Consider the following 25,219-nt stretch of genomic DNA (forward strand, 5'->3'; position numbering starts at 1 on the left):
AGGATCTCAGACGAGTGCGAGCTCGGGCTCCGGGACAAACAAGGCCATCTCCTCCCACCGGCGGCAGCGATGAGGCGCTGAGGGCGCTCGTTGCCCAGCGTTGCGGTATCAAGCTGGCGTTGATTGCGAAGGGCCGCCTAAAAGAGTTACTGGCCCAAAAGGGATTGCGTGTGATGTTCAGCGGCGCGGTGGACAAGACGCCATCGCACCGGCCGCTCGTTAATATCTCTCGAGACGAATTGCGAAAAGATCGGGAAGAAGCTGCGGAAGGAGGGCTTGCCGGGACATAATGGTTGGTGCGATTGATCTTAGACCCATCGCTTGCTCAATTCCCAACACACCTGAAAGGTGGGTGCTGGATTTCGAGCATGGCTTGAAATGGATCGGCGTCGCCTTATCTCAGAATAAGCTTATCCGGAGAATGGTTGTCGCCACTTCTCGGTCATCTTTCGGACAGCACCCTCTTAAGGAGTGCACCATGTCCCATAAAATGCCTTTGGAAGATATGAGCAGGGAACGCCGCGAGGCGGTCATACGCGCCCTGGCTTCAAAGCTCCAGTCTTCGGCCGAAATCGCCAAGGTTCAGCAAGATCCTAACTGGCCTCAGTTGGAGGAATTGGCGGCAACGCTGTTTCGAGATTCCTCGGATCTTGCCCGAGCTGAACCGGAAACCGCGAGAACCTCTGTCATGGAAGGCATCCGGTTGCTAGGTCAGTTCCAGATGAGCCAAATCGCAATAAAACCGCGCATAGCTCATTGACTCAACGACGCGATCTATTCCGTGGAACTTCTGGGACATCAGGGGTGGTTTAGGGCAAGGGTGTAATGCACCGTCGACATCGTTCCCGACATTCACATATACCACTTTGCCCTGCGAGCATTGCGGGCGTTTTTTCTTTGACCCAGTCCCAAGATTCGGAGCGATCTTTGGGGTCGACCCTCGGAAGTTGGGAGCGCGTCAGCCCGGTTCCTATCCGCAAACTCAGGCGTTGAGGGGGTTCGATAACAAAAATCAGGAGGAAAATATGGTCGACTTAAGAGACCGAGAAAAGGGAATGGAAGATCAATACTTTCGGGACGCAGAGAGGGTCCTCAAGCTCAAATCGCGTTGCGACAAGCTTTTAGCGAAGTGGGTCGCAGGACTCATTGATCGAGATGACTTTGTAGCTTATGCCGATGAGATCACTGATGCCCGCTTCAAAGGTGGGGACCCTGGCGTTCTCTCGAAAGCGCTATCTGATCTTCAAGCGGCAGGTCGCAATCTCAGCGAGCAGGACGTCGCAACAAAGATGCGCGAATTTATGTTCGAGGCCACTGAACAGCTTTGAGCACAACTGGTCAAATGGCAGCATTATTGCTGTGAAGAAGCAGCGGGTGCAGGCGTCGGATTGCTGTCCGTCGGAGCCGTCGGTTTCACTGGTGCCGGTGCTGGCTCAGAAGCGGTGGTGGAAAGGAAATAGTCGTCTGCGGGTCAGTATCCGGCGCGTCTAGCTACTCGGTGATTGCGAACCCAGCCGCGGCGACGAGCGCGATCATGGCCTCGCTAAATCGCCTCGCGGCGTCATCAATTTTTCTTGTCCGCAGGCGGGTGCACAGCTCGTGTGGCGCCTCCTTCGTTCTCCCATGATGCCAAAGCCTCAGGGTCGGCATGCAGCTTCCGCCGTCTCGAAGAGGGGTAGGCGGGCGTCAGGATCGTCGCCGCCCTGATGCGTCTTATCACCATCGCCTCTTCGTGATGGTCGCCATTTTCTGAAGCCGCGAGATCTGTCGTCGCGTCGTCCGCTCGCTTGAGGACGGACCGCAGCCGCCAATTCTCGTCGCGTTTCGCAGCAGTTCCAGTTGTGATGATTACTACCATAACCATCCTCTCAAAATTAAACTAATGATGACGGCGAAGCTCGCCAGGATGGAAGCCCTGAATAAGAAGTCACCGTAAGCCACGATATGAGAAGAGCGCTTGAAGGTGGAAGACATCTTGTCCTCCTTTGATTGGGGCGAAGGGAGCCACCCCTTGATCGGCAGCGCCCGTTTCATTGGCTGCCGATATGCGAATATGCGCCTCCATTGCGCTTTATCCAAGGCAAAAGCGACGAACGCTGTGCCAGGCGCCCTATAATGTTCCGTCCTGGGGCCACTCGGTCACGGGGCGAGAGGGGCGGGCTCTGTCTCGGCTCGTTCGGCGACGGCAAACCAAGCCGGCGGCCGCGATGATACGGGAGCCGCGAAATGAATCCCACTGTCGCCGCCTGCGTGCTATAGTCTCTCATGACCTATTCCCTGCAGGACTTGGAAGTCGCGCGCCGGCGAGTGATCAAGGACCGGCAGATGATTTGCGCTCAGCAGAGCCTGATCGACGGAATGCGGGCGCGAGGCGAACCCTCGGGGCTGGCCAGCGAAAGGCTGGTCAAATTGACAGAGGATTTGCGCAGCCATTGCTTCCATCAGGATCTGATTCAGGCGTCGATCCGATTGGAGCGCTGAGCCAGCCGCCGCCCACGGGGGGCGGTCGGCGGGTCTAGTCCTCGTTCACTCGCCGGCTTTTTCGTCAGGCTCCTCGGCACGCCTCTCGGCTTCCCGGGTGGCGATCTTCCTGCTGTGATCGGTCCGCGCCTGCTCGAGTTCTCCCATCGTAGGAAGATCCCGGACAGCCAGACTCTTATCATCGGCCTCAGTGCTTCGGCGCTTTGTGAACCGATGCCGCAAGTTCTTTGCTTCACGCAGTTCCTCAACTGCGCGCGCTTCCTCGGCCGGCACGGCGAGGTCCGTGCGTGCGGCGACGGCATAGGCGATCAATTCCTTCGCGGAGGGATTGCCGTCCGGTCGCTTTGCGTTAGCGCCGAAGTCGTGGCGGTCACTGGCGGTAAGGAGCTTGGCGTTGTTATGTCTCGACATTTGAATGCCTCTTTTTTCATGAAGTCATGAGCCTGCCGTTCGCGCGGGACGCGCTTTCGTGGCCGGCCTCCTGCTTGTCGAGCAGGCTGGGGAAGGTTGTGTATATATTCTGCAAATTCCGATCTTTGGACTTGCTGGATTATGTATTTCAGGAAAATAACGCAATAAAAAGGCGAAGACGGCTTTATTCTGCGGCTAGTTTAATTTAATTTTATCCAGGATAATATTTTATATTTGACCAGTAAATCTGAATAAAACCTTCAATTTAGGATTTCGTCCCAGTTGTGACGCAATTGGGGCGTAGAAGTCTCCTATCGTCGTTTGGCCCTGTGGCTCTCGTCCGTGTCAGAGACCTGAGGACTATCATCGCTCCGAATTCCGATCGCCATGCCAATGCCCGGAAGGAAGTATTCAGCGGGTCTTGGCTAACCGCCTTCAACTGGAGCCTTTCACCATGTCCGACATATCATCCACACGCACGACGGACACCATCGTCCACTTCTCCGCCCCTTTCGCGCTTCCCGATCTTGTTGGCGAGATGCATCCGGCAGGCGACTACAAGATCGAGCAGGATGAGGAGCCGATCGAAGGCCTGTCGTAGCTTGCCTACCGCCGCGTCGCGACCTACATTCATCTGCCGTCGATTGCAGAGGGGAACCGCTTGCGCAGGATCGTCCGGATCGAGCCGATGGCCCTCGCTGATCTCTTGGCAGCTGCGAACGCGACGCCGGACGGACTTGCCTCATAATTCCGGCGACAGTTCATTGTGAACCTTGCGCACGCCGTTGGTTCTCAGTGTAATCTCCTCAGCCCGTGACACCTCAGCTTTCAAATGCACCCATCCGGCCAGCGTGATGTCGCGGCCGCGCGCGGTGACGAAGATATAGCTGGGGTCGAGATCGCCGGCATGGGCGAGCGCGCTGTAGACGGCCGATTCAAGATCGCCCTGGTCGGGACAGCGGGTCGCCACGCGGCCCGCGACACTGAGATGTTTTCTGTCGACTGACATGGGTTCGTCTCCTGCACGGCATTGCCGGGTGTAAAAGTCTACCGGCGGATATCCTGCGCCGTCAGGGTGTATCGGTCTTTGCCGCCGCGGCCGTAGGCATGGGTGGCGGCTTCCAGAATGATCTCGCGCGCCATGTCGAAGGCTCTCAGGCACTCGTCCTCGGAGCGGCCGGGCTGGCTCGCGGTCCGCAAGGCGTTAGCTTCGACTAAAAACCGCACCTCGAACATGCCGTCATAACCGGAGAAGCGGACCGCATTCCGGCTCTCATCAAAACTACGGCTTTTATTGGGAAAGGTCAGTGTCACGCATTCTCTCCCGGAGGATCAGTAATGCCCAATCCATTCGGACTGTAGCAAGAACATGCTGTTGGGGACGGAGTAGCCGGTCTCGCCTAAGACGCGGCAGGGCTGGTCAAACTGCCGGTGTGCTACGGATGCAGAAACACCATCATCCTCCTGCGGGGCGCCTGAATTCCCGCAAACGGCTGCAGCTTCGCAGTTCCGCTCCTATAGAAATATGGGGCGCGGCATTCGAATTGCAATGTAGGCCGGGTGGCTAGCCGTCTGCGCTTGAGGCGGTGACTATGGTTCCCGCTATTAAGCGCGCTTACCTAAGCTTAATTCTGTAGGAATCGCTGAAGGCGATGATCTCCTCGGGCTTGGCCGTCGCCGACATGCTGCAGATGATTGCATCGAACTTGCCGGCGATAAGCCTCGGGATCTGACGCTCTGCGTCTGCAGGTCCGTCCCAGGCGTTCAGTCGTTGCTTTCCGAAAGGCAAAAAAGTGCAGGCTGATATCATCAGCCATTTTGAGAGCGAGGGAGGCGCCGGACAGTGGACTTCGGCTGATCTTTAATCGCTCATGCAGGCACCACTGCGAAGCTGGTACGGACGATTGCAGTCCCAGCCGTTGCCCGCCGAGTTAAGATGTGCGTTTTCGGGAAGCTTGACCTGCAGGCATTGATTGCTCCTCGTCTGGAAGCCTCGGTCGCATTTCCATTTTTGCCCGTAGGGCGTGTCGACGAAGATGGCATTCTCCGGAACCTGGACGGCGACACACGCCTGATCCTTCTTTTCAAAGCCTCTATCGCACCTCCACTCATTTCCGCCGGTTGTCAGATAGGCGTGGGCGGGGAGTTCGAGCTTGAGGCATGCTTGTTGTGTCGCGCGATAACCTCTTTCGCATTCCCAGCCGGATCCTGTGGTGGTATCGGACAGGAATGCTTTCTCCGGGACCTTAATAAGGTCGCAACCCACATTGGTTTGACGGTATCCACGCAGGCATCTCCAGCGGTCGCCGGAAGATGGGTCGAGATATGCATTGGTCGGAATTTGGACGGCGAGGCACCGATCCCCCTTCTCGAGAAAGCCGTAATGGCAATCCCAGCCATTGCCAAAGGAGGAGTTCGTCAGGAACGCGTTGTCGGGAAGCTGCACCTCGAAGCAGGTGTCATCCTGCCTTCGAAAACCACCGTTGCATGTCCAGCCGGAGCCGTAGCGGCTTGCCTGAGCATTTTCAGGCACCGGCCTTGCGGTCTGGCCGAACGCCGAGGAGCTGAGTCCCGATGCAGTTTGCAGGAGGACGGTCATCGTGAGGGCCAGCGCTCTGTAATATGATTGGCGCATGAGTTGTCTCCAAAGGCCTGCATCTGCGATCTCCAGATCCGAGATACAACGCTGATGGTTAAAGAGGGAAGACAGATACGGTGCGAAGCTACCAGAGCCTTACTTTTTCTCGGGAGCTTTCTCAGGAAAAATGGGCGTCGGACGTATCTCACGACCGACAAGTGACGAGCCATGAAGCTGCCGTCTCTTGCGAACCATCGGAAAGGCCCGATGGACTTCCCGATTGCATGGATTGTGCCTGCTTTCGCCGTTGGCGTTCAGGAGCATTTTCTGAAAATAAAGCAGGAAGCAGGCATGTGAGGATCGGGACGTCATCGCGTCCTCCTCTTGTCGGGGCTAGGGCGCGCGCATGTCCCTCAGGCGGCAGCGCCCTGACCAGTTGCAGCCGACATCGCACTCTGGGCTTCATTTCCGCCTTTGGCAAGTAAGGTTTGCTATTCATGTGGTGCCTTGAAAGAGGCTGATCAAACCCTTACATAAACTGCACGTTTTCAGCCTTTCGGCTACCTGATCCTCCCGGCTGCGTCGGTTGCTTGGCAAACCCTGATTTTGCGAACGTTGCGAATTTCGCCATACTGGCTGGAGCGGTTTGTTTCGGATGTGTTCGTCCGGCAGGATTTCCTCAGCCGATAAGTTCTCCGGAGGCGAGAGAGATACGCCAAGATGCAGCAGCGTCTGCTGAACGGTTGGCCTGACTTCTTTTTTCCGTTGATACCGCAGACAGGACGGTGATGATCAACTGTCCTCGACAATCGCACCAATCGCAAGGATCAGGTTATGACCGTTTTCGACTATAGTGCCGGCGCGGGGCTTTACCCGTGCAAGACAATCAAGAGAAAAAGCAGCCTCGCTTACAAAAGGTTCGATTCCGTCGCCGAAGCTCTTCGCTTTGCGATCGAGGACATGCCGGCCTCTCTCCTTCGCGGATCCGTGCTCGAAGTCGAGGAGGCGCGCTTCGATGGTTTGCAGATGCGCAAACTCTATGAAGCCGAGGCATATCCGCTGACGCGCCGGAAGTCGTGAGGCGGTGGTGCCAATCCGACTGTTTGGCCGCTGTCTCTGGATCCTTCGAGCGCAGCAGAGGGACCGTAGGCGACAATTTCCGATATTTCTACCAGTGCCAGGCTAACTGCGAAAACAATCACGCCGACACCGCCCAGACCAGAGGCTTGAAGCTCGCCAAAGGAAGGCGACCTGTTTCCACGGGACGCGAATTGGACGCATTGCGATGCCTCCATCATCGATGCCAGAGCGACCGATTCGGGGAGCGGCCGCAAAAGGTCAAGTTTGTGACGTCGGCGACCTTAGGCTCATTGTTGGAGCGCGGACTGCTGCGCAGTCTCGATTCGGACGGGGGGACGCAAGGAGCAGCACGGTATCACCATGGCCGGTAAGATGTGGCTGCCTCCCGGCTGAATATTAAAATGGCTCCCCAGACGCATCCCGTTTGCCAGCTGCTTGCCAAAATACCATAATTGCGCCACCTAAATCACCCATCGACAAAGCAGCATAAGAATTGGATCCACGCTGAATGCGCATAGCCTACGTTTTTCTTGGTGCATTTCTTGCAATTGCGCCGTCCGCATATGCTGAAGTTGCACCGCCGCCTGTTTTGAAGCCGCTGGAGCGGCAGGCGGATGCGGCTTTGTTGAGCGCGCAGTTTCTGTCGCGCTATAGCTACAAGCCGGTGGCGCTCGACGATGCCTTGTCGGCGAGGGTGATGGATGGGTTCATCAAGTCGCTGGATCCCGACCGCATGCTCTTCCTGCAGGCCGATATCGACAAGTTTATGGCGGACCGCAGCAAGATCGACGATTCGATCGAGCGGAAGGATCTGAAGATCCCGTTTGCGATCTTCAATGCCTATGAGCAGCGCGTTGCCGACCGCATGACCTATGCGCGCAGCCTGCTGAAGCAGGGTTTCGATTTCAGCGTGAAAGAAGATTATGCGGTGCTGCGCGAGAAGGCGCCCTGGCCGCAGTCGGAAGCCGAGAGCAACGAGCTTTGGCGCAAGCGCGTCAAGAGCGACTGGCTGCGGCTGAAGCTCGGCGGCAAGGCGGATGCGGCCATTCGCGAAACGCTCGACAAGCGATATGAAAACACGCTCGAGCGCGTCTACAAATTCAAGAGCGACGATGTTTTCCAGTCGTTCATGGATGCCTATTCGAACGCGATCGATCCGCATACGGATTATTTCGGCGCGGCCGCTTCGGCCGATTTCAACGTCTCGATGAAGCTGTCTCTGTTCGGCATCGGCGCGGTGCTGCAGGAGCGCGACGACTATACGACGATCCGTGAGCTCGTGCCCGGCGGGCCGGCGCAGCTCTCCGGCAAGCTTGCCGTCGGCGACCGCATCACCGGCGTCGGCCAGGGCAAAGACGGGCCGATCAAGGAAGTGGTGGGCACGCGCCTCGACGAGGTCGTGCAGATGATCCGCGGCAAGAAGGGCACCGTCGTGCGCCTGGATATCCTGCCGGCCGATGCCGGCGCCGATGCCACGCATCGCGTCGTCAGCCTGGTGCGCGACAAGATCAGCCTCGACAAGCAGGCGGCCAAGAAGACGGTGCTGTCGGTCAAGGCGGGCGACGCCACGCGCAAGATCGGCATCATCACCCTGCCGGTCTTCTATGAGGATTTCGATGCCAAGAACAAAGGCGACAAGGATTATAAGAGCGCCAGCCGCGACGTCGCCAAGCTGCTCGAGGAACTGAGCCAGGAGAATGTCGACGGCGTTCTCATCGATCTGCGCAACAATGGCGGCGGTTCGCTGGACGAGGCGATCGATCTCACCGGCCTCTTCATCGGCAAGGGTCCGGTCGTTCAGCAGCGTGCCGGCAACGGCAAGATCGTGGTGAAAAGCGCGGATTTTTCAACCCCCGCCTGGACAGGTCCGATGGGCGTGCTGATCAATCGCGGTTCGGCCTCGGCGTCGGAAATCTTTGCCGCGGCCATCCAGGATTACGGGCGCGGCGTCATCATCGGCGAACCGAGCTTCGGCAAGGGCACGGTGCAGACGGTCGTCGATCTCGACGAGGTGGTTCACAACAGCAAGCCGGAGCTCGGCGAGCTGAAGGTGACGATTTCGCAGTTCTTCCGGGTCAATGGCGGCACAACGCAGCTGCGCGGCGTCACCCCCGATATCAGCCTGCCCGGGCTCTCTGATCCCAGCAGCTTCGGCGAGACGAGTTATGACAATGCCCTGCCCTGGGCAGAGATCAAGCCGGCGAAATATACGCCGGAAGGCGATATCACCGCCTTGCTGCCGGCTCTGCAAAGCCGCCATGAGGCGCGGGTCAAGAGCGATCCGGATTTCCAGCGGCTGATCGAGGATATTGCCGAGCTGAAGGCGCAGCGCGAAAAAGGCGTCGTGTCGCTGAACGAAGCCGAACGGCGCAAGGAGGCGGCGGCCCGCGAGAAGCGGTTCAAGGACCGGGCCGAGGCGAGCGACGGCGAGGATCCCACAGGCGATGATGGCCTGCAGTCGGACGAGCGCAGCCTGAGCGCCGATATCGCCATGGAAAACGCCCGCAAGAAGGCCAAGGACGTCCTGCTCGACGAGGCGGCCGCCATTGTTGGCGACGAGGCGGATTTGCAGCAGGGCGGCGTCAACGCAGCGACGACACAATCGGGAAAGACCAAGGGAAACTAGGGGCCTGCGCCGCGCGAACGAGGGGTAGCGTAACGGCGATATCTTGACGATGCTTGTAAAGATGGTGTCGTTACGCTATCTGTAAAGCTCCAGACAGGAGTTTCCCGTGCCCGCCTCGTCTACAAACAAAAATTCAGAGGCAAGCGTGCCGCTGAATATGCGCATCAAGCCCGCGACCCGCAATTTGATCGACCGCGCCGCCGAGCTGCTTGGCAAGACACGCACGGATTTCATGCTGGAGGCTTCGGAGCGGCGCGCCGAGGAGGTGTTGCTCGACCGGACCGTATTCACGGTCAGCCCCGAGATCTATGCCGAATATCTTGCCCGCCTTGATGCGCCGGCTGAGCCCAATGAGCGTCTGAAACGGACCATGTCCATCAAAGCGCCATGGGATGAAGCGTGACTTTCAGCCCGCCGGCGCCGTTGGCCGATCATCACGAGCTGGCCGAATTCAGTTCCGGCGTGGCTGAACTGGATGAGTGGCTGCGTCGCCGCGCCCGCGCCAATCAGGCAGGCGGCGCGTCGCGCACCTTCGTCGTCTGCCGGGGAAACCGGGTCATCGCCTATTACGCGCTCGCCTCCGGGGCGGTGCGGCAGCCGGAAGCGCCTGGCCGTTTTCGGCGGAACATGCCCGATCCGGTTCCGGTTGCGGTGCTCGGCCGCCTCGCCATCGATCAATCCCACCAGGGGCGCGGCATCGGCAGGGCATTGGTGCGCGATGCGGGTTTGCGCCTGCTCAACGCCGCAGAAATCCTCGGAATCCGCGGTCTGCTGGTGCATGCGATTTCCGACGACGCGCGAGCCTTCTATGAGGCGGTCGGCTTCCTGCCCTCGCCATCCGATCCCATGATTCTGATGGTTGGGCTGCATGATCTCAATGGCGCGCTGCGCTGAAGCCGGTCGCGGCGCTGTTTGTTGACGTTTCCGTAATCACGGGTGGCGCCTTCGCTTGCCGCAACCGGCCCTTTCCTCGTAAGATTTCTGCGCCATGTCATGCCAGGACAACCAGACAGGGTACGGTATGGACGCGCGTGTCGAACAGCTTCTCAACCTTTCCGCACAAACCGAAACGCTGATTGCGGTCTATGACGGCGATGATCGGCTGCAATATGCCAACAGCGCCTTTCGTTCGGCCTATTTCATCGAGCCGGATGAGACGCCGCTCTGGCCGGATCTCATGCGGCGCAATTTCGAGCTGAACCGGGGCACGGTCCTTCGGACCGATGATTTCGAGGCGTGGCTGCGCTCGACCCAGTCGCGCCGCGGAAAGATCGGCTATCGCGCCTTCGAGACCGATCTCACCGACGGCCGCTGGCTGTGGATGACCGAGGCCGTGCAGAGTAACGGCTGGATGCTGTGCATCGCCAGCGACATCACCCGGTTGAGAGCGCAGGGCAGGACAGTCCGGCAGGATCGCGATCAGGCGATCAAGGCGTCCTACACCGACGAACTCACCGGGGTCGCCAACCGCCGCTTCGTCATGGCCCGCGTCGACGACATGCTGGCCGCCGCCCGGACCGGCGGCAGCGGCTGCCTCGCCGTCTTCGACATCGACAATTTCAAGCGCATCAACGATCGGCTCGGCCACCACGCCGGCGACCTCGTCCTGCGCGATTTCGCCCATCGCATTCATCAGAATGTTCGGCGCAACGACTGTTTCGGCCGGGTCGGCGGCGAGGAATTCCTGCTCGTCATGCCGGCAACCGGCCCGGAAGACGCCTTGGTCATGGTCGAGCGCATGCTGACGGTGATCCGCTTCTCGCGGCCACTCGTTGACTCGCCTGACTTCAGCTACACCTGCTCCGCCGGCATCGCCGCCTGTCTCCCGTCGGACAGCGTCTCGGATCTCTATCGGCGCGCCGACGAGGCGCTCTATGCCGCCAAGATGAGCGGCCGCGATAGGGTGCGCGCGGCGTAGTGTGTCGGGGTATAACGCTCTACTCCCCCGGCTTGTTGCCCGCGTTTTTCTGCTCTAAAGCCTTGATCCTTGCGTCAAGGTGGTCGAGATCGCTTTGCATCGGGACCTTTTTTTGGGATTTAGGGAACGTGATTTTTCCGGTGTCATCGAGGTCCGCTGGAATTTTGTAGTCGGAAGGCACAGGAGTGACACCTGCTACCGTGTCATAGATGATAACGCCACCTACGCCTTTTTTCTGGCCAATCCATACCTCGAGGGTAGCGGACGAGTTTACCGGGAGGTTTTCGATTTTGTTACCCGTTTTGGTGTCCTCGCAGGGAGTATTGCTAAGCCAATCTTTCACCGTGATCGCTGCGTAGGTATTCGCAAAGTAAACGCCAACTCTATATGCCATAATTGCCCTCCCGTTGCTGTAGAATCGGAGCTAGTCGTTATTGAGGCGACCATTGCGATGCGCCATCCTTAGGGTAATGGCGTAGGAACTAGGAGATCTCTTACCAGGCAACTGCGAATCCAGAATGAGGCTCCTTGCGTCGCCAAAGGCCGTTGAGATTTCGAGGATTTGTTCAGATGCGGTGATCCGCCACATTTTGTAACCCGCAACTTTGTCGAAGCCGCACCCCGCTGCCTCCTCGGCAATCGGACCTGTAATAATAAAAATGCGAGTTGAATCCAGTCTGTAGCAGTGGCCGTCGAAAGCGTAGCCATAAGCAAGCACTGTGTAGGCGGTCACTATTCCGGCATCCAGCTTTATTTGCAGGTCTCCTTCATCTACGAGCCCGACGTCCAGATGGGCGACGCCGTTGGCGTCGTTCAAATCTATGCCGTAGAGTATGATCTCATCCGCGATATAGCGGGGTCCAGGCGGTGCTGGAATGCCGTCGTCTGTCATCGATGCCTCCCGTCGTTGGTTAAAGAATGCCGCGCCACCTCATGCAATCGTCAAGCTGGTCGAGATAGGAGATCCCGCGCCCGCGGCTCGCCGCCTCGAGGAAGGCCAGGGCCGCCGCTTCAAAGGTCAGGCTGTTGGGGTCGAGGTATTTCCAGGAGCGAATGAGCGCTTCGCCGATGATGTCGCGCGCCTCCTGCAGCGCGGCTTTGGCGGCGAAATGCATCAGCTCGTAGGATGCTCTGTCGCCGCGCAGTCCTTCTTCCATCAGGGCCGGCGCCATCTGCTGGCGCAGGTCGCTGAACTGCCTCGGATCGATAGTAGACAGTCCGCGCTCGAACAGCAGCGACTGATGGACCTCGATGAGGCAGTCGAAGAGGCCGGCTGCAAAGGGTTTCGACCGGTCGTGCACTTCCTGGCTGACATCGCCGATGCGAAGCGAATTGTTGAGTGATCTGACCTGCTTCTCGTCACTGAGCTCGGCAAATTTGTCGAGTTCGTTGTGCAGCAGCAGATTGCCGCCGGTGCGGCGCAGCAGCCGGTCGAGCGCCGTGTCGAAGTGCAGCAGTCCGAGCAGCGAGATGAAATCGGCGATGGCTTCATGATAGGCAAAGAAATCGCAGCTCGATCCGTCGCTTTCGAGGATGCCGAGTTCGCTGAGCAGAATGAGGTGACCCATTTCGTGGGCGACCGCATCGAAATTCAGCGCGAAATAGGATGCCCGGCCATGCTCCTCGCTTTCGCCGAGTTCGAGAAAGCCGAAGCCGGATTGGGCGTTGCGCCAATGCGGGATGCGGGGAACGATTTCCAGCCGTTCCAGCGTCGGCTGGAAGAACCAGACGATCGAGCGGCCGAGATAGCTTTCGCAGATGTCGAGAACGCGACGGGTGCAGGCATAGCTATGGGTCGCAAGGAAGCCCGGTGAGCCGGGCCCGATGTGATCGAAATGGCCGTCGGGGCCGGGTTCGGCCGGCGGCTGCAGCAGGCCGGGATAGGGCGGGATATAAGGCGCCGCATAGGGCGATTTTGCCTCGAGCGGATTTGCCACATAGATGCGGGCGTCGGACGGCCCCGCAAGGATCGGCCCTGCCGAAGGCCCGATCCACACCACTTCGGGTTTTTCGTAGCCGGGAATGAAGGATGGCTGGGGAAAGACAAGGAAACGTGTCCCAAGCGGCCGCTCTGCAGCTGCCCCTTGTCCTGCGCCCTCGTTATGCGTGATGGCATCCAATGCTGCCCCCACCGCTCGTTGCCCAACGTCAAGCGATCGTCAACTATACCAGTACTACGTGCCTTTCGACAAGACAGTACCGAGCATGTTGTAGTATTCCATGTCGTTGGCGAACGATTCCGTAAGTTCAAACTCGCGATGAATGGGTTTATTCGGACTGCTGATATTTTGCTTGGCCAGATATGTGAGCAGATTTACCGCATCGGTCCTTTTCTGGTTTGCAGCCCCAATTTTCAGCCAAGCCTTTAGTGCTTGAAGCGCGCCGGCCGGGGCATGGTTGTTTTCGGCCGCCGTCAGAAGCCTGGCGAATGATCGTTCGCTGAAGTGAAGCGCGCGCGCCAGCGTTTCGAGATCGCATCGCAGGCGTCTGTCGATGACGCCGGCGCGTTCGGCTCCTTTGAGCGTCAGCCTGATGTCGATAAGGGCGTCGCCCAATGCGCGCGATCCGAGTGCGGCGGGCGCCATCGGCACCGTCACGTCGGCATCGTCGGCGAGCGGGTGCCTCCGGTACCAGCGGTAGATCAGTCCATGGCCGATCATGCCCTCAGGCGCGAGTTCGGCCGCCCGCAGCGCGCCGATGCTGGCGGCGCCGTAGATGCGCACGCCGCGGGTCATCGCCCAGAGGATTTCCTGGTGGCGGACCGCCGGAAGCTCTCCGAAGACGCCGTCGATCAGCACGATCGCCGCGGGCGTATATTCGGCCACGGCCCGCACGACATCCGCGCAGCCGACGGGAGGACGATAGACCGCATCCAGATAGGTCCGGGCTTCCCTCTCGGAGAGAGTCGGGCCGAGAAAAACCACGATATCATCGCGCAAGATCGGCCTCCGGATTGGTTTCCAGCGGCGGCGCAACGACGCGGACGACGTGAAGCGGAATGCGGTCATCCGAATGAAGAACCACAAGGACGGCCGCATGCGCCCCGGCCAGCTTCAACGCTTCGATGACCGGCCGTAGGGACCGGTCGCCGGCGCCGGAACCGGGGGCATAGGAGCGGCCGCTTTTTGCGAGTTGTTCGCGCCACGCGGCCAGTTCGCTCACGTCGGCATGGCCGTAAAGCTCCGTCCTGATATCGTCGCGCGCCGCTGAAATGACGCCGAGGCGGGACTGGCAGGCTTCGAGCAAGGCGCTGGTCAGCGCCCTGTCGTGGCTGAAATCGCAGCCGAAGCCTTCCGCCGGCAAAGGCGCAAAGGGGGCGTGGCTCGCATCTTCCATGACGTGACACCAATAGACCGGCAACGCGTGCGGCGCCGGGATCTGCCAGATTCCGACGACAAAACCTGTTTGGGCGAGCCGCTGCATGATGTCGCCGGCGCTTCCCCATTGCACTGACCGGCTGTCGATCTGGAAGCGGTCGAAGAAATGCGGCGTCTTCATCGCCGTGCAGCGCGCCTGCCGTTCCAGAATTTCCAGGCAGGCATGCAGGACGGCGCCTTGCAGGCTCGTGCCGGCGGCGAGGCCCGTCGTGTCGCGGGCGATCCAATGGGGATGCGGCGACGGGACGATGTAGGCGGTATCGACGAGGGCAAGCGGAACGGCCATTTGCCGCCCCGAAAGGAGATCCAGCCCGGCAATCCAGGAGAGCATCTCCTGGTCCCGTCCGATGCCGAGATGCGACCAGTCTCCCCGTGCGTTCATGGCGCGCAGGCTTGCCATGAAGGTACGCTCCGGCTCAATCCGCTCCGAGGCCCAGCCTTCCAGCGACTCCATCAGGCCGGAGATCGCCGCCAGGGGAAAGGTCAGCCCCTTGCCCTGGCTGACGGTGACGGAGCGTGAGCGCGGCCGCACGACCTGGACGACCGGGACGCCGATCCGGTCGAGCCCGGTGATCGAACCAAGCCGGGTGATGCCGTATTCCGCTTTGCGCGCGAGGATATGCTGCACCGTCTGCCGGGGATCGGGAGGAGAGGGGGGCTCGGTATCAGCGAGGATATCGGCGATGTTATCGAGCATCCCTATGTCCATCGCATCCCTCTATCTCGAGCCAAGCAGTCCATCCAGGCTGCTCTTTGCCCTTTCGGCCAGCCAGGCGGCCTTTTGTCCCTCGGCAATCTGGATCGCGCGCGTGAGGTCTCTTCTGATTGATGACGGCGCACCGTTGAGATCGCCCTTCAGTTTGGCGCTGAGGCGATAGAGTTCGCCGAGCCAGAACCACTGGCCGCTGCTGCGCCCGACATTGATGGCATTCTGGACGATTGCCAGCGCTTCGGCAGGCTTGCCGAGCCGCTGCAGCACCTGCGCATGCATGTCGCTGTGCATGGAAAAATTATCGTCGGTGCCCAATTGCTGCTGCAGCAGCAGACCGGCCTCGAAGCGCGCCTCGCCGCGTCCCGCCGGTGAGCTCATCAGCTCAGCCCAGCCGCAATACATATTGGCTCGCGCCTGGCTTGCCGCCAGCCCGTGCCGCTCGGCGAGCGACAGCATCTGTTCGCCCAGCGCGTGGACCTCGGCATATCGGCTCTGGCAGCGGGCAAGCACCATGGCGTAGTAGAGCGCATGCACCATGCTCCCGGCGTGATCGGTCGCCGTCCCCCATTCCAGGCATTCTCGGATCGCATCCTCGCTGGCGCCGGTTTCGTTGAGCAGCAGGTAGGAGAGGGCGCTCTCGCCCAGCCCGCAGACCTTTGCGTCATGTCCGCCGAAGAAAGCGCGATTGCGCACCGCGCTGTCGGCCTCGTAAAGATCGAGGCCCTTGGCGACACAATCGAGACAGAAGGCGTGCTCGCCGGCATGGAAGCTCGTCGCCCAGCCGCAATGATAGGACTGCAGCCTCGTCTCCCGATCCTCGACCGCCTGCATGTCGCCGACGACAACCCGCGCGCGCGACTGCTGCGTCAGAATATTCGGCGCCGTGAACCACCATCCCCAATAGACCGGGAAGTGTTTCATCCGAACGGCCGGCGGCTGTTTCTTCAGGAGCTGCATGGCGCGGGAATAGACCCGGCGGGCGCTCTGCGAACCCTCGCCCTCGAGGGCTGCCGCCACGACGCCTCGCAGTTCGAACAGGCTCAAGGCGAGCTCGGTGCGGTCGGGATGGCGCCGCGGCAGGCTGTCGATCTCCCGCCCGCAGAGCTCCAGCGAGACATTTGCCTCGCGCATGGCGGAGCGAAGCACGCAGGCTTCCGCCGCCGCCAGGGCAAATCGGGCGGCTGCATCATGCAGGCCCGCCTCGGCACATTGCCAGGCGGCGATCGCTGACGGCAGGCTCGGCTTCGCCTCGCCGATCAGGCGATCGGCGATCCGCCTGTGGATGCGACGCCGGTCGCTCCTCAATAGGCTGCCATAGGCCGCCTCCTGCGCCAGCACGTGCCGGAATTGAAAGGAGCCATGCGTGACGGAAGAGGGCTCGATGATGCCCTGAGCGAGAAGCCGCTCGATGTCGGTCTCGACCTTCTGGCGGCTCACGCCCTCGAGAAGGTAGGTTAGCAGCGAAATGCTGAATTCGCGGCCGATGACGCTGGCAAATTGCGCCGCCCGCCGCGCCGAACCGGTCGCTGCCAGTCGGGCGGACAGCAGATCATTGAGCGAGGAGACGCCGCCTTCCCGCAGCAGCCCTTTCCACTCGGACAGCGACTTGCCGAGCGGCTGCCGTTCACGCAGGAAATTGGTCAGCTCTTCGGCGTAAAGCGGCATGCCATCGCATTGATCGAGAACAAAATCCGACAGGCCGGGCGGGGGATGCTCGCGCCAGATCGAGGCGACGAGATCGCGAACAGCAGCAGCGGTCAGGCCCGACAGCTCGATCTCGGTTGCGAGCGCGAGGGATCGTCTGATCCGCGATGTCTGCACGATGAGCAGCGGCAGCCCGACCGCCAGCGCCCCCAGCCGGTCGATCAGCTCCAGCGTCATGTCGTCGGCCCAGTGCACATCCTCGAAAATGAGCAGCGTCGGAACGTCGGGCGCTTTGCATGTCAGCACGCCGGCGGCCGCTTCGATGACCTTGCGCCGGAAGGCGCGCCCGGCCAGATCGGAGACACGAATATTGCGCGACGGCGCCGCAGATTGGTCGGCGGTGAATGCAAGGATCGTCTCGACCGCGGCTGCGTCCACCTCTCGGCCGGATGCCTGAAGCGCCCGCATGAAGGCGCTGATGTTGCCATCCTTCAGAACCGAAGCGTCGCCGACGAGCCGCTCGAGAAACGAAACGAACGGATGCAGCGGCTGGCTCTCCAGCCGCCTGCCGCACTGAAAGACCACGGCCTCATGCTGGGTTGCCTGCAGATTTCGCGCGAATTCGCCGACCAGCCGGGATTTGCCGATACCCGCCTCGCCGACGACGGCGATCAGGCTGCCCTTGTTCTGGAGCGCCGAATTCCAGGCGCTCGCAAGAGCGGCAAGCTCTCTTTCCCTGCCGCGAATAGGCCGGTCCGGCTCCGCAGATGGCGCCGGTTCCCCGGCCGCAGGATCACGCTCCTGCGGGCGCCAGAGCCCGATCGGCTCGACAAAGCCTTTCAGCCTCGCCTCCCGCAACAGGGCGTAATCAAATTTGTGCCGTGTCAGCTGAACGGTGGAATCGGCGACAAGCACTGAATTGGGCTCGGCCTCGGCTTGCAGGCGCGCCGCCAGAACCGGCGCCGCGCCGACGATCTCGTCACCTTCTGTCGAGAAGACGACAAGGCCGGTGGCAACGCCGATCCTCAGCCGGAAGGGCGTGCGCGCCTTGCCCTTGGCCCCGGCCGCCGCGATGCGCAGCAGCTCCAGCGAGGCCCGCACCGCGCTTTCGGCGGCATCTTCGGATTGCTCGGGATAGCCGAAGAAGCAGCATCCGCCATCGCCGAGCCGCTGATGAAGAAATCCGCCGTGTTTCCGGATGATCGTTTCGGCGCTCTGATGTAACGCCGAAACCGATCGGAAGAATTTCTCCGGTTCGCTGCGCAGCAAAAGCTCCGTCGAACCGACAATGTCATAGAATAGGGCCGTGACCTGTCGCCGCTCACCTGTAAACCGAATTCGTGCGTCGAGGGTTTTCATAGCGGGGCGCCCAACACCACTGAAGCCGTGTTCAGGACATCCGATTTAATGCCTGCATGCAAGCTTTTCGTGCGGTGATGCTAATATATTCTGCTATTCGCTTGCGGTTCAGGCAGTCTCCGCCATGACAGTACGTCCGCCTGTTCCGCGGGCCATTGCTATCCCGCCAAGCAGATTGCGAAGGTCGGCCGCGATTTTGTTGGCGACGACGCCGAGCGCCAGGCCACCTGATATTGCCAGCAGATGAAAGAGGGGAACCGGCAGCACGGCCGCTGTCTGCGGCATCAGCAGTTCCGGCACGAAACGGTGCAGCAGGTAGGTGGGAAAGGCCGAGACGGCGCTCAGGCTCACGAGACGCCCCAGCCGCACGGGCAAGTGAATGCGCGGCAGGTAGAGAAGGGCGAGAAATGCAGCGAAGATCGTCAGATATTTGACCGTCGTTCCGATCCAGAGCGTTTCCCAGAAGGCGAGATAACCGAGCACGGCGGCGGCAACCGCCGTCAGGATGATCCGTTGCGTCTTCTTGCCGGCCAGGCCCGCGCACCAGCCGAACATGCCGAGATGCAGGCCCCAGTAGATGGTGAAAATCTGCCGCCTGCCGACATCGAAGAGGAGCGGCAGCGAAAACCGCGCTGTGACCGCCAGCGCCAGGAGGGCGAGCGAGAAGACGAAGGGTTGCGATCGCGCCAGCCTTCGTACCGCAGGCACGGCGAAAATCAGTGAGAAGACCAGAAGCGTCTGCGCATAGGCTTCGATGAACCAGTAGAGATAGGGAAGCATCTCGTGGCGCTCCGGCTCGGCATAGCCGAAATTGCCGGTCAGCGTAACCGAGGCCCAGGGAACAGTACGCCAGGCGAGCCCATAGGCGGCAACGATGAGAAAATAGGGAAAGAGAACATTGATTGCCGGCCGCAGCGCCTGGCGAAAATTGCCGGCGAGGAAATGGCCCGACTGGAAACGTGCCAGGCTGAAGCCGACGAGGAGCAGCATCACGCCCGATCCGCCGGGGATGGGCCAGAGCATTTCGTGATGGGTGACGACGAGCAGGATGGCGATCGCCCTCAGCACCAAATCGGTCGGCAGCGCCCTGACCTCTGCGATGTCAGTCCGTGCAACCTGCGGGCCGATATCGAGCTCGGCGATGGCCGTCTGCTCCCAGCCTTCCGGCAGCTCGATGCCAAGCCTGTCGAGTTCCATCGTCAATTGCAGGAAGCGGAGGGAATCGCCGCCGAGCGAGACGAAGCTGTCGCTGCGGCTCACATTGTGGGGGTAGAAGACCCTGATATAGGCATCGAGCACGCTGACCGCCGCGGCTCGTCTCGTCTCGCGCGTCGCCAGCATCTCCTCGTGGAGGCCGGCATAGTCGATCTTGCCGGAGGCAAGCCTCGGGAGCTCTCGTCGCACACTGACGGCGACCAGGCTCGCCGGAAGATGGCTCGCCTCGACGAGCATTCCGAGCGCCCGATCGGCGGAAGCGGCATCTGTCACATAGGCCTGCAGACCGTGATCGTCACCGACAACGGCAGTCGCGATTCCCTCCTCGGCCAGAACCTGTTCCATGATGTCGAAGCCGATCCGGAGCCCGGCGACCTTGGCGAAACGGCTCTTGCGGCCAACAATCCGGAAGAAACCGTCCTCGTCGCGCATGGCGATATCGCCGGTCTTCAATGCCGCGACCTCGGCGCCGCGCTGAAGATCGGCGCGCTCGGCGCCGTAGCCCATCATCACGTTCGGGCCGGCATAGACGAGCTCTCCGGCAACGTCAGGTCGGTCGAGCGGATGCCCGTCATCGCCGACGAGGCTGAGGCTGCCGCCGGGAATGGCGATGCCGATCCGCTCCTCATTGTCGGCCAGGCTTTCCGGCGGCACGAAGGCGATGCGGGCGGCCGCCTCGGTCTGGCCGTACATGACGAAGAAGCGGCCGCCGTTTGCGCGCATATGGTCGCGGTAGAGGCGGATAAGTTCGGGCGCCAGCCGCCCGCCGGCCACTGTCATGAAGCGCAGCGCCTTCAGCTCGTGGCTTCGGAAGCGCGTCCTTTCCATCAGCTCATAGGAATAGGGCACGCCCGAAAGATTGGTGCAGCCGCTTTCGTCGAGCAGTCTTGCAAAATCCTCGCTCACCACGGAGACGCCTGGAATGAAGATGCTGCCGCCGGCAACGAGGTGGGAATGGAGGACGGAGAGGCCGTAGGAATAGTGAAGCGGCAGGACGAGCGCGGTTCTGTCGGCAGGGGAGAGTTCGAGATAACCGGCAATCGCGCGCGCATTGGCGTCAAGATTGGCATAGGAAAGACGCACGGCTTTCGCGAGCCCGGAACTGCCTGAGGTCATCAGCAGCAATGCGAGATCCGGATGCAGCGGCGCGTCGCGTTGCCCGGGCCGGCTTTCCCGGACGAGCCGCCAGCGGCCGCCGGCGGGGCGGTAGGTGAAATCAGGCCGAAAGGCAGCCAGAAACTCTTGCCACAGCCTGTCATCGCAGGGCGGCAGCATCGCCACTGCATGGCCGGCGCGCAGCGCGCCGAGATAGGCGACGATCACATGTTCCGAAACGTCAGCCGAAATCGCCACAAGCCGCTTATCCCCGCGTCCCAGCCGCTCGGCAAAACGCAGCGTCCGGGCATTGACGTCGCCGTAGGAGAGCGTCCGTCCGTCGGCGAAGATAAGGGCCGGGCGCTGATCGGCGCGAGCGATTTCAGGAAACAGGTCGGCGGGGGTCATGCTCGCGCTTCGAATGGCAGAAACTGGCCGAAGCGCGTATAATCCCTGATAATCGCAGTCAAGTAATTTACGGCTACATAGCCCATGGGGCCTTTTGGCTCCCCGAGGCGGATTCCCGACCGGCGCTACTTGCCTATGCTGGCAAGCAATTCGTCGAGCTGCTCCAATTGCTCCGGCAATGCGACCGCCGAGCCCTGCAGCGCTTCCTCAAGCGCCTCCTTGGACGGATAGACTTCGTGGAAGGTCAGGAGTGTCCTCCCGCTCTGGTCCTCGAAGGTCACCGTCGTGATCGCGCCCTCTTCACCTTCGTCGTTGGTCCAGACGATGCGCTGGTTCGGCACCACCTCGAGATACTTGCCATAGAAGGCCATGGTGTCCGAACCGCCGGCGCCGAATTCCAGCCGATATTTGCCGCCGGTGCGGACGTCCATCTCGCACGATACGAGCGAAATGCCGGGCACCGATTTCGGCACCCACCAGCGCTGGAACAGCTCGGGCTGGCTCCACGCCCTGTAAACCGTGCCCGGCGGCGCATCGAATGTCCTGGTTACCAGGAGTTCGCGATCCCCTCTGCGCTCGACCGATGTGCGGTACTGCGCGCCACCTGCACCGTTAACCTGCTCAGTCATCGCTTCCCTCCTGTTGCATCTCGCTGATGATTTCGTCCAATGCTTCGAAGCGGGCCTCGAAGAGCTTGCGATGCGCCTCGATCCACTCGGCCTCCGCCTTGAGGCCGCGTTTCCCGAGCTTGCAGGTTCTCACCCGCCCGACCTTCTGCGTGACGACGAGCCCCGCCCGCTCGAGAACCTGGACGTGCTTCTTCATGCCGGTCAGCGTCATCTGGAACGTGTCCGCGAGACTGGTGATCGACGCGTCCCCCCGCCCAAGCTGATCGATGATCCCGCGGCGGGTCGCATCGGACAGCGCCGCAAACGAGAGATCGAGGGGAGGACTTACATACTGAACCATCTGGTTCAGTATGTATCCTGTTCGCGCGGGAAACGCAAGCGTTTCGAGCCGTCTGCGGTGATCATTTGAGGCCGCCATGGGCCAGCCCTGCCACGAGATAGCGCTGCAGGAAGAGCGCCACCAGATAGACCGGTGCGATGCCGGCGAGCGAGGCGGCTGCCATTTGGCCGAAATTGACCAGCCGATCCCCCTGGAAAAGCGAGATGCCGACAGGAAGCGTGCGCGTCTCATCGGAAAAGGTGAAGGCGGAGGCAAACAGGAACTCGTTATAGGCGAGGACCGAGACGATGATCAGCGTCGCCACGATGCCCGGTACAATGATCGGTACGACGATATGGACGAGGATCCGAAGAGGGCCGGCTCCGTCGAGTGCCGCCGCCTGTTCGATCTCCAGCGGCATGCGCCGGATAAACGGCGTGAGAAGCCAGAAGGCGACGGGGATATTGGCAAAGCCGTAGAGCGTCACCAGGCCGGCATGGGTGTTGAGGAGCCCGGTTGCCTTGAGAAGATAGAACAGCGGAATGAGAGCCACGATCGGCGGCGCCATGTAGCTCGACAGAGTGAGATCACCCAGCCACTTGCCGCCGATGCCGAGCCGCAGCACGGCGTAGGCGGCCGGCAGGGTAAGCAGCAAAGTCATGGCACCGGCGAGCAGCGAGACGGCAACGGAGTTGGCGATGAACCCTGAGAGATGGGCGGCCTCGAAAGCGGCCGGCCAATTGTCGAGCGTCGGGCTCGTCGGCAGGAAACGGCCGCTCAGCACGTCGTCCTTGGTCTTGAAGGACACCGACACGAGATAGGCGATCGGCAGGGTGAAGAAGACGAAGATCGGTGCGATCGCGGCAATGAGCGGGATATCGGAACGCCTGATCTTCATGCGTCTTTCCTCTCGAGATGCTGGTGGATGCGGATGACCGGCCAGAGCACTGCGCCAATCACCAGACTGTAGATCAGGGTCTCGGCAGCGGCGCGGGCGACATCGAACTGTTCCAATGCGCGGCGATAGATGGAGAAGCCGGTCGTCGTGGTGGCAAAGCCCGGACCGCCGAACGTCAGGACATAGACGAGGTCGAAGACCTTGAAGGAGAGGATGAGCTTCAGGAGATAGATCGAGGAGAGCGGCGCCGCCACGAGCGGAAGCGTGATGTGCCAGAAGCGTTGCAGAGGTGACGCTCCATCGATGATCGAAGCCTCGTGGACGCCTTCGGGAATGGTCGAAAGGGCGGCGAAGCTGAGGATGACGACGAAGGGCGTCCATTGCCAGACATCGGCGACCGCGATGGCGAACCAGGCAAAGACCGGATCGCCGAGGAAGCTCACGGGTGCGTCGACAATGCCAAAGTTCAGGAGGAGACCGTTCAGGAGCCCTCCGGCCGGCGCGAGGATCAACTTCCATGCGACTCCGACCATCACCGGCGGCGTCATCAGCGGCAGCAGGATCAGGCTTACCAGGAACCGTCCGGCCTTCAGGAGCCGGGTGAAGAGCAAGGCGATCAGGAAGCCGACAACCAGTTGGATGCTCGCCGTGACGAAAGCATAGGCGATGCTCTTAGTCACAGAGGTCACAAACAGCGGATCCTGGAGGACCTCCCGCACATGCTGCAATCCGACAAAGCTGCGGAAGGGTTTGCCGAGCGTGCTCTTGCTGAGCGCAAGGGCCACCAGGAAGAGTGTGGGGTAGACCAGGGTCGCGGCGAGCCCGAGCAGGATCGGAGAGATCCACAGCCAGCGGACGAGCCGGTGTGCCGAAATGCCGTGATCGGCCGTCGCTGAGGCGGCCCGTCGTCGAGCGAGGGGAAAATCGATCGCAGTCATGTCATCGCGCCTGTGGTCTTCATTGTTCTTCTCTCGAAAGGCGTGCCCCGCTCTGCCGCGAGGCACGCCTTCGGGTCCCATAGTCCACGTCGGCCAAGTGGGCCGGGGCTCAATAATCAGCCATTGGCTTCAATGATGTTCGTCCAGGCCTTATGGGCATCGGCGATCGCCTGTTCGGCACTCTTGGTCCCGGCAAGGGCCAGCGCGAGTTCATCGGTCAGCGCGTTTTCCAGCTTTGGGGCATAGACGGCGGTCGGCCAGGCGAGGCTGTTTTCCAGTGCACCGTCTGCCAGCAGCGGCTGGACGAGCGGCTGAAAGGCCTTGAACTTCTCCGAGTTGAGGCTGGAGTGACGGTCGGGATCGATGCCGGAGCCGGTCAGCGTGAGCAGCTGTTCGTGGTAGTCCCTGCTGGTCGCGAGCTTGATCAGTTCCCAGGCGACGTCCTTGTTCTTCGAGCCGCTGGTGATTGCGAAGCCGAAGCCGGCGTTGAAGGCAAGACGCGGCGTCTTGTTGGCTCCGCCGACGGGAATACGGGTGACGCCCCACTTGTCCACGATCTTCGAGCCCTTGGGATCCTGGGCATAACCGCCGAGGTCGGTCCAGAAGTCGATCTGGGCGGCCCTGCCGCTGAGGAAGGCGGGCAGACCTTCCTCGAAGCGCGTCTCGAGCGGCGTCGGCAATGAATGCGGTGCGGATGCGAGCAGCGACTTCAGCGCTTCCACGGCTTCGGTGCTGTCGAGGGCCGAGGTGCCGTCTGCCTTCAGGAAGTTGCCGCCGAAACCGGTGAGGCGGTTGGCATAGGTCGACAGGATGATGACAGGGATCTTCGCGCCGAGGACCGCAGCACCGTAGATCCCGTTCCTGGATTCCGCCTCGGTGATGACCTTGGCGTTTTCGGTGTATTCGTCCCAGGTCGTTGGCGGCTTGAGACCGTAACGATCGAACAGTTCCTTGTTGTAGAACAGAAGGTGGCTGTCGCCATCATAAGGCAGGCCATAGCGACGGCCGTCATGCAGCGTGTACTGGTCATAGATCGTCTGGATGAAGTCGTCAGGCTGGATTTCCGCCTTGTCTTTCTCGATCAGGTCGGTCACGTCCTCGATCACGCCGTCCTCGGCGAGCTGGCCCTTGTAGGTATAGAAATAGTCGATGACGTCGAATTCTCCGGCCCCGGACTGAAAGTCGAGGGTCGCCTTGACACTGACCTGGTCGTAGGGAACGGCGGTCACGTTGACCTTCGCACCCGTCAGCTTTTCGAAATCCTCGGCGATCTTCTTGCCCGTGACGACATGCGGCTGAATGATCAGGAGATTGAGGGTGCGGCCGGCGAACCGATTGTCCGCGGCCAGGGCGGAGGAGAAGACGCCCGATGAGAGAAGAGGGAGCGCTCCTGATGCCAGCATGGTCTTCAAGACCGTGCGGCGGCGATAGGCTTGGTCGATGATGGGGTTGGACATGAATTGATCCTCGGTTGCGACGGCGCCGGCCGCAGGAATGACCACGGAGCAATATTCCGTGTGGCAGCTGCGCC

Annotated in this window: 25 protein-coding genes and 1 pseudogene; 10 read left to right on the plus strand and 16 right to left on the minus strand. The window is 61.0% G+C overall.

Going from position 1 to position 25,219, the window contains the following annotated elements; translation table 11 throughout:
• Positions 1–110: 110 nt before the first annotated feature.
• The 4 genes and pseudogenes from C4N04_RS32090 to C4N04_RS07200 all read left to right on the plus strand — a co-directional run.
• Positions 111–306, plus strand: a pseudogene (locus C4N04_RS32090) (thermonuclease family protein); the annotation flags it as partial.
• Between the two features lie 172 nt (positions 307–478).
• Positions 479–760 (plus strand): hypothetical protein, encoded by a 282-nt coding sequence (locus C4N04_RS31555; RefSeq protein WP_141399513.1) that lies wholly within the window; start codon positions 479–481, stop codon positions 758–760.
• A gap of 265 nt (positions 761–1,025) precedes the next feature.
• Positions 1,026–1,328, plus strand: coding sequence for an ATPase inhibitor subunit zeta (locus C4N04_RS07185; protein WP_009995593.1), 303 nt, complete (start codon positions 1,026–1,028; stop codon positions 1,326–1,328).
• A gap of 937 nt (positions 1,329–2,265) precedes the next feature.
• The gene (locus C4N04_RS07200) at positions 2,266–2,481 is read left to right on the plus strand and encodes a hypothetical protein (protein WP_077990367.1); all 216 of its coding nucleotides are present in this window, start codon (positions 2,266–2,268) and stop codon (positions 2,479–2,481) included.
• A 45-nt stretch (positions 2,482–2,526) separates the two neighbouring features.
• Here C4N04_RS07200 and C4N04_RS07205 read toward each other — a convergent pair whose 3' ends face one another.
• Positions 2,527–2,892, minus strand: a complete 366-nt coding sequence (locus C4N04_RS07205; RefSeq protein WP_096762898.1) for a hypothetical protein — start codon at positions 2,890–2,892, stop codon at positions 2,527–2,529.
• A 454-nt stretch (positions 2,893–3,346) separates the two neighbouring features.
• On the opposite strand from C4N04_RS07205, the gene C4N04_RS32585 reads away from it, so the two are divergent.
• Positions 3,347–3,493, plus strand: coding sequence for a hypothetical protein (locus tag C4N04_RS32585; protein ID WP_348628311.1), 147 nt, complete (start codon positions 3,347–3,349; stop codon positions 3,491–3,493).
• A 141-nt stretch (positions 3,494–3,634) separates the two neighbouring features.
• Here the strand turns inward: C4N04_RS32585 and C4N04_RS07215 are convergent, their stop codons facing one another.
• From C4N04_RS07215 to C4N04_RS07235, 3 genes are all read right to left on the minus strand, one after another.
• Positions 3,635–3,901 carry a BON domain-containing protein gene (locus tag C4N04_RS07215; protein WP_009992481.1) on the minus strand — a complete coding sequence of 89 codons (267 nt, stop codon included), beginning with the start codon at positions 3,899–3,901 and terminating at the stop codon, positions 3,635–3,637.
• A 38-nt stretch (positions 3,902–3,939) separates the two neighbouring features.
• A complete protein-coding gene (locus C4N04_RS07220; protein ID WP_009992482.1) occupies positions 3,940–4,206 on the minus strand; it encodes a DUF1488 domain-containing protein in 267 nt (88 codons plus the stop codon).
• A 547-nt stretch (positions 4,207–4,753) separates the two neighbouring features.
• Positions 4,754–5,527 (minus strand): hypothetical protein, encoded by a 774-nt coding sequence (locus C4N04_RS07235; RefSeq protein ID WP_106795698.1) that lies wholly within the window; start codon positions 5,525–5,527, stop codon positions 4,754–4,756.
• 777 nt (positions 5,528–6,304) lie between these two features.
• Here C4N04_RS07235 and C4N04_RS07240 point away from each other — a divergent pair.
• The 5 genes from C4N04_RS07240 (at position 6,305) to C4N04_RS07265 (ending at position 11,094) form a co-directional block, all read left to right on the plus strand.
• Complete coding sequence (locus tag C4N04_RS07240) at positions 6,305–6,550, plus strand: hypothetical protein (protein ID WP_096769658.1); 246 nt, start codon at positions 6,305–6,307, stop codon at positions 6,548–6,550.
• 508 nt (positions 6,551–7,058) lie between these two features.
• Positions 7,059–9,176, plus strand: a complete 2,118-nt coding sequence (locus C4N04_RS07250; RefSeq protein ID WP_106795699.1) for a carboxy terminal-processing peptidase — start codon at positions 7,059–7,061, stop codon at positions 9,174–9,176.
• A 106-nt stretch (positions 9,177–9,282) separates the two neighbouring features.
• Positions 9,283–9,579, plus strand: coding sequence for a DUF1778 domain-containing protein (locus C4N04_RS07255; RefSeq protein ID WP_106795700.1), 297 nt, complete (start codon positions 9,283–9,285; stop codon positions 9,577–9,579).
• On the plus strand, positions 9,576–10,070 hold the full coding sequence (locus C4N04_RS07260) for a GNAT family N-acetyltransferase (RefSeq protein WP_106795701.1): 495 nt from the start codon (positions 9,576–9,578) through the stop codon (positions 10,068–10,070). The genes C4N04_RS07255 and C4N04_RS07260 overlap by 4 nt, the downstream gene beginning before the upstream one ends.
• 127 nt (positions 10,071–10,197) lie before the next feature.
• Positions 10,198–11,094 carry a GGDEF domain-containing protein gene (locus C4N04_RS07265; RefSeq protein ID WP_106795702.1) on the plus strand — a complete coding sequence of 299 codons (897 nt, stop codon included), beginning with the start codon at positions 10,198–10,200 and terminating at the stop codon, positions 11,092–11,094.
• A 19-nt stretch (positions 11,095–11,113) separates the two neighbouring features.
• Here the strand turns inward: C4N04_RS07265 and C4N04_RS07270 are convergent, their stop codons facing one another.
• The 12 genes from C4N04_RS07270 to C4N04_RS07325 form a co-directional block, all read right to left on the minus strand.
• Positions 11,114–11,488 (minus strand): hypothetical protein, encoded by a 375-nt coding sequence (locus C4N04_RS07270; protein WP_106795703.1) that lies wholly within the window; start codon positions 11,486–11,488, stop codon positions 11,114–11,116.
• Between the two features lie 30 nt (positions 11,489–11,518).
• Complete coding sequence (locus C4N04_RS07275; RefSeq protein ID WP_106795704.1) at positions 11,519–11,986, minus strand: hypothetical protein; 468 nt, start codon at positions 11,984–11,986, stop codon at positions 11,519–11,521.
• Between the two features lie 19 nt (positions 11,987–12,005).
• Positions 12,006–13,226, minus strand: a complete 1,221-nt coding sequence (locus C4N04_RS07280) for a hypothetical protein (protein ID WP_106795705.1) — start codon at positions 13,224–13,226, stop codon at positions 12,006–12,008.
• 42 nt (positions 13,227–13,268) lie between these two features.
• On the minus strand, positions 13,269–14,102 hold the full coding sequence (locus C4N04_RS07285) for a TfuA-like protein (protein WP_348628312.1): 834 nt from the start codon (positions 14,100–14,102) through the stop codon (positions 13,269–13,271).
• On the minus strand, positions 14,023–15,180 hold the full coding sequence (locus C4N04_RS07290) for a YcaO-like family protein (protein ID WP_106795707.1): 1,158 nt from the start codon (positions 15,178–15,180) through the stop codon (positions 14,023–14,025). The genes C4N04_RS07285 and C4N04_RS07290 overlap by 80 nt, the downstream gene beginning before the upstream one ends.
• Before the next feature lie 9 nt (positions 15,181–15,189).
• Positions 15,190–18,186, minus strand: a complete 2,997-nt coding sequence (locus tag C4N04_RS07295; RefSeq protein WP_106795708.1) for an AAA family ATPase — start codon at positions 18,184–18,186, stop codon at positions 15,190–15,192.
• Positions 18,187–18,294: 108 nt separating this feature from the next.
• Positions 18,295–20,904 carry an AMP-binding protein gene (locus C4N04_RS07300; RefSeq protein WP_077989745.1) on the minus strand — a complete coding sequence of 870 codons (2,610 nt, stop codon included), beginning with the start codon at positions 20,902–20,904 and terminating at the stop codon, positions 18,295–18,297.
• Between the two features lie 125 nt (positions 20,905–21,029).
• Positions 21,030–21,533, minus strand: coding sequence for an SRPBCC family protein (locus C4N04_RS07305; protein ID WP_106795709.1), 504 nt, complete (start codon positions 21,531–21,533; stop codon positions 21,030–21,032).
• Positions 21,526–21,873 carry a metalloregulator ArsR/SmtB family transcription factor gene (locus C4N04_RS07310; protein ID WP_077989785.1) on the minus strand — a complete coding sequence of 116 codons (348 nt, stop codon included), beginning with the start codon at positions 21,871–21,873 and terminating at the stop codon, positions 21,526–21,528. Before C4N04_RS07310 ends, C4N04_RS07305 begins: the two co-directional genes overlap by 8 nt.
• 61 nt (positions 21,874–21,934) lie before the next feature.
• The gene (locus tag C4N04_RS07315; RefSeq protein ID WP_096762910.1) at positions 21,935–22,750 is read right to left on the minus strand and encodes a carbohydrate ABC transporter permease; all 816 of its coding nucleotides are present in this window, start codon (positions 22,748–22,750) and stop codon (positions 21,935–21,937) included.
• Positions 22,747–23,688: a sugar ABC transporter permease gene (locus C4N04_RS07320; RefSeq protein WP_179363832.1), complete on the minus strand. Its 942-nt coding sequence runs from the start codon at positions 23,686–23,688 to the stop codon at positions 22,747–22,749. The genes C4N04_RS07315 and C4N04_RS07320 overlap by 4 nt, the downstream gene beginning before the upstream one ends.
• 116 nt (positions 23,689–23,804) lie before the next feature.
• Entirely contained in the window at positions 23,805–25,145 is a 1,341-nt protein-coding gene (locus tag C4N04_RS07325) for a sugar ABC transporter substrate-binding protein (RefSeq protein ID WP_106795860.1), read from the minus strand.
• Positions 25,146–25,219: the final 74 nt, after the last annotated feature.

The sequence above is a fragment of the Rhizobium sp. H4 genome, assembly GCF_003013335.1.
Taxonomy (GTDB): Bacteria; Pseudomonadota; Alphaproteobacteria; order Rhizobiales; family Rhizobiaceae; genus Rhizobium; species Rhizobium sophoriradicis.

Coding starts and splice junctions, on each gene's coding strand:
- C4N04_RS07295 (WP_106795708.1), bottom strand. CDS start 18,186: ATGAAAACCCTCGACGCACGAATTCGGTTTACAGGTGAGCGGCGACAG.
- C4N04_RS07205 (WP_096762898.1), bottom strand. CDS start 2,892: ATGTCGAGACATAACAACGCCAAGCTCCTTACCGCCAGTGACCGCCAC.
- C4N04_RS07270 (WP_106795703.1), bottom strand. CDS start 11,488: ATGGCATATAGAGTTGGCGTTTACTTTGCGAATACCTACGCAGCGATC.
- C4N04_RS07200 (WP_077990367.1), top strand. CDS start 2,266: ATGACCTATTCCCTGCAGGACTTGGAAGTCGCGCGCCGGCGAGTGATC.
- C4N04_RS31555 (WP_141399513.1), top strand. CDS start 479: ATGTCCCATAAAATGCCTTTGGAAGATATGAGCAGGGAACGCCGCGAG.
- C4N04_RS07290 (WP_106795707.1), bottom strand. CDS start 15,180: ATGGACATAGGGATGCTCGATAACATCGCCGATATCCTCGCTGATACC.
- C4N04_RS07310 (WP_077989785.1), bottom strand. CDS start 21,873: ATGGTTCAGTATGTAAGTCCTCCCCTCGATCTCTCGTTTGCGGCGCTG.
- C4N04_RS07235 (WP_106795698.1), bottom strand. CDS start 5,527: ATGCGCCAATCATATTACAGAGCGCTGGCCCTCACGATGACCGTCCTC.
- C4N04_RS07240 (WP_096769658.1), top strand. CDS start 6,305: ATGACCGTTTTCGACTATAGTGCCGGCGCGGGGCTTTACCCGTGCAAG.
- C4N04_RS07285 (WP_348628312.1), bottom strand. CDS start 14,102: ATGACCGCATTCCGCTTCACGTCGTCCGCGTCGTTGCGCCGCCGCTGG.
- C4N04_RS07325 (WP_106795860.1), bottom strand. CDS start 25,145: ATGTCCAACCCCATCATCGACCAAGCCTATCGCCGCCGCACGGTCTTG.
- C4N04_RS07275 (WP_106795704.1), bottom strand. CDS start 11,986: ATGACAGACGACGGCATTCCAGCACCGCCTGGACCCCGCTATATCGCG.
- C4N04_RS07315 (WP_096762910.1), bottom strand. CDS start 22,750: ATGAAGATCAGGCGTTCCGATATCCCGCTCATTGCCGCGATCGCACCG.
- C4N04_RS07265 (WP_106795702.1), top strand. CDS start 10,198: ATGGACGCGCGTGTCGAACAGCTTCTCAACCTTTCCGCACAAACCGAA.
- C4N04_RS07305 (WP_106795709.1), bottom strand. CDS start 21,533: ATGACTGAGCAGGTTAACGGTGCAGGTGGCGCGCAGTACCGCACATCG.
- C4N04_RS07215 (WP_009992481.1), bottom strand. CDS start 3,901: ATGTCAGTCGACAGAAAACATCTCAGTGTCGCGGGCCGCGTGGCGACC.
- C4N04_RS07185 (WP_009995593.1), top strand. CDS start 1,026: ATGGTCGACTTAAGAGACCGAGAAAAGGGAATGGAAGATCAATACTTT.
- C4N04_RS07320 (WP_179363832.1), bottom strand. CDS start 23,688: ATGACTGCGATCGATTTTCCCCTCGCTCGACGACGGGCCGCCTCAGCG.
- C4N04_RS07300 (WP_077989745.1), bottom strand. CDS start 20,904: ATGACCCCCGCCGACCTGTTTCCTGAAATCGCTCGCGCCGATCAGCGC.
- C4N04_RS07250 (WP_106795699.1), top strand. CDS start 7,059: ATGCGCATAGCCTACGTTTTTCTTGGTGCATTTCTTGCAATTGCGCCG.
- C4N04_RS32585 (WP_348628311.1), top strand. CDS start 3,347: ATGTCCGACATATCATCCACACGCACGACGGACACCATCGTCCACTTC.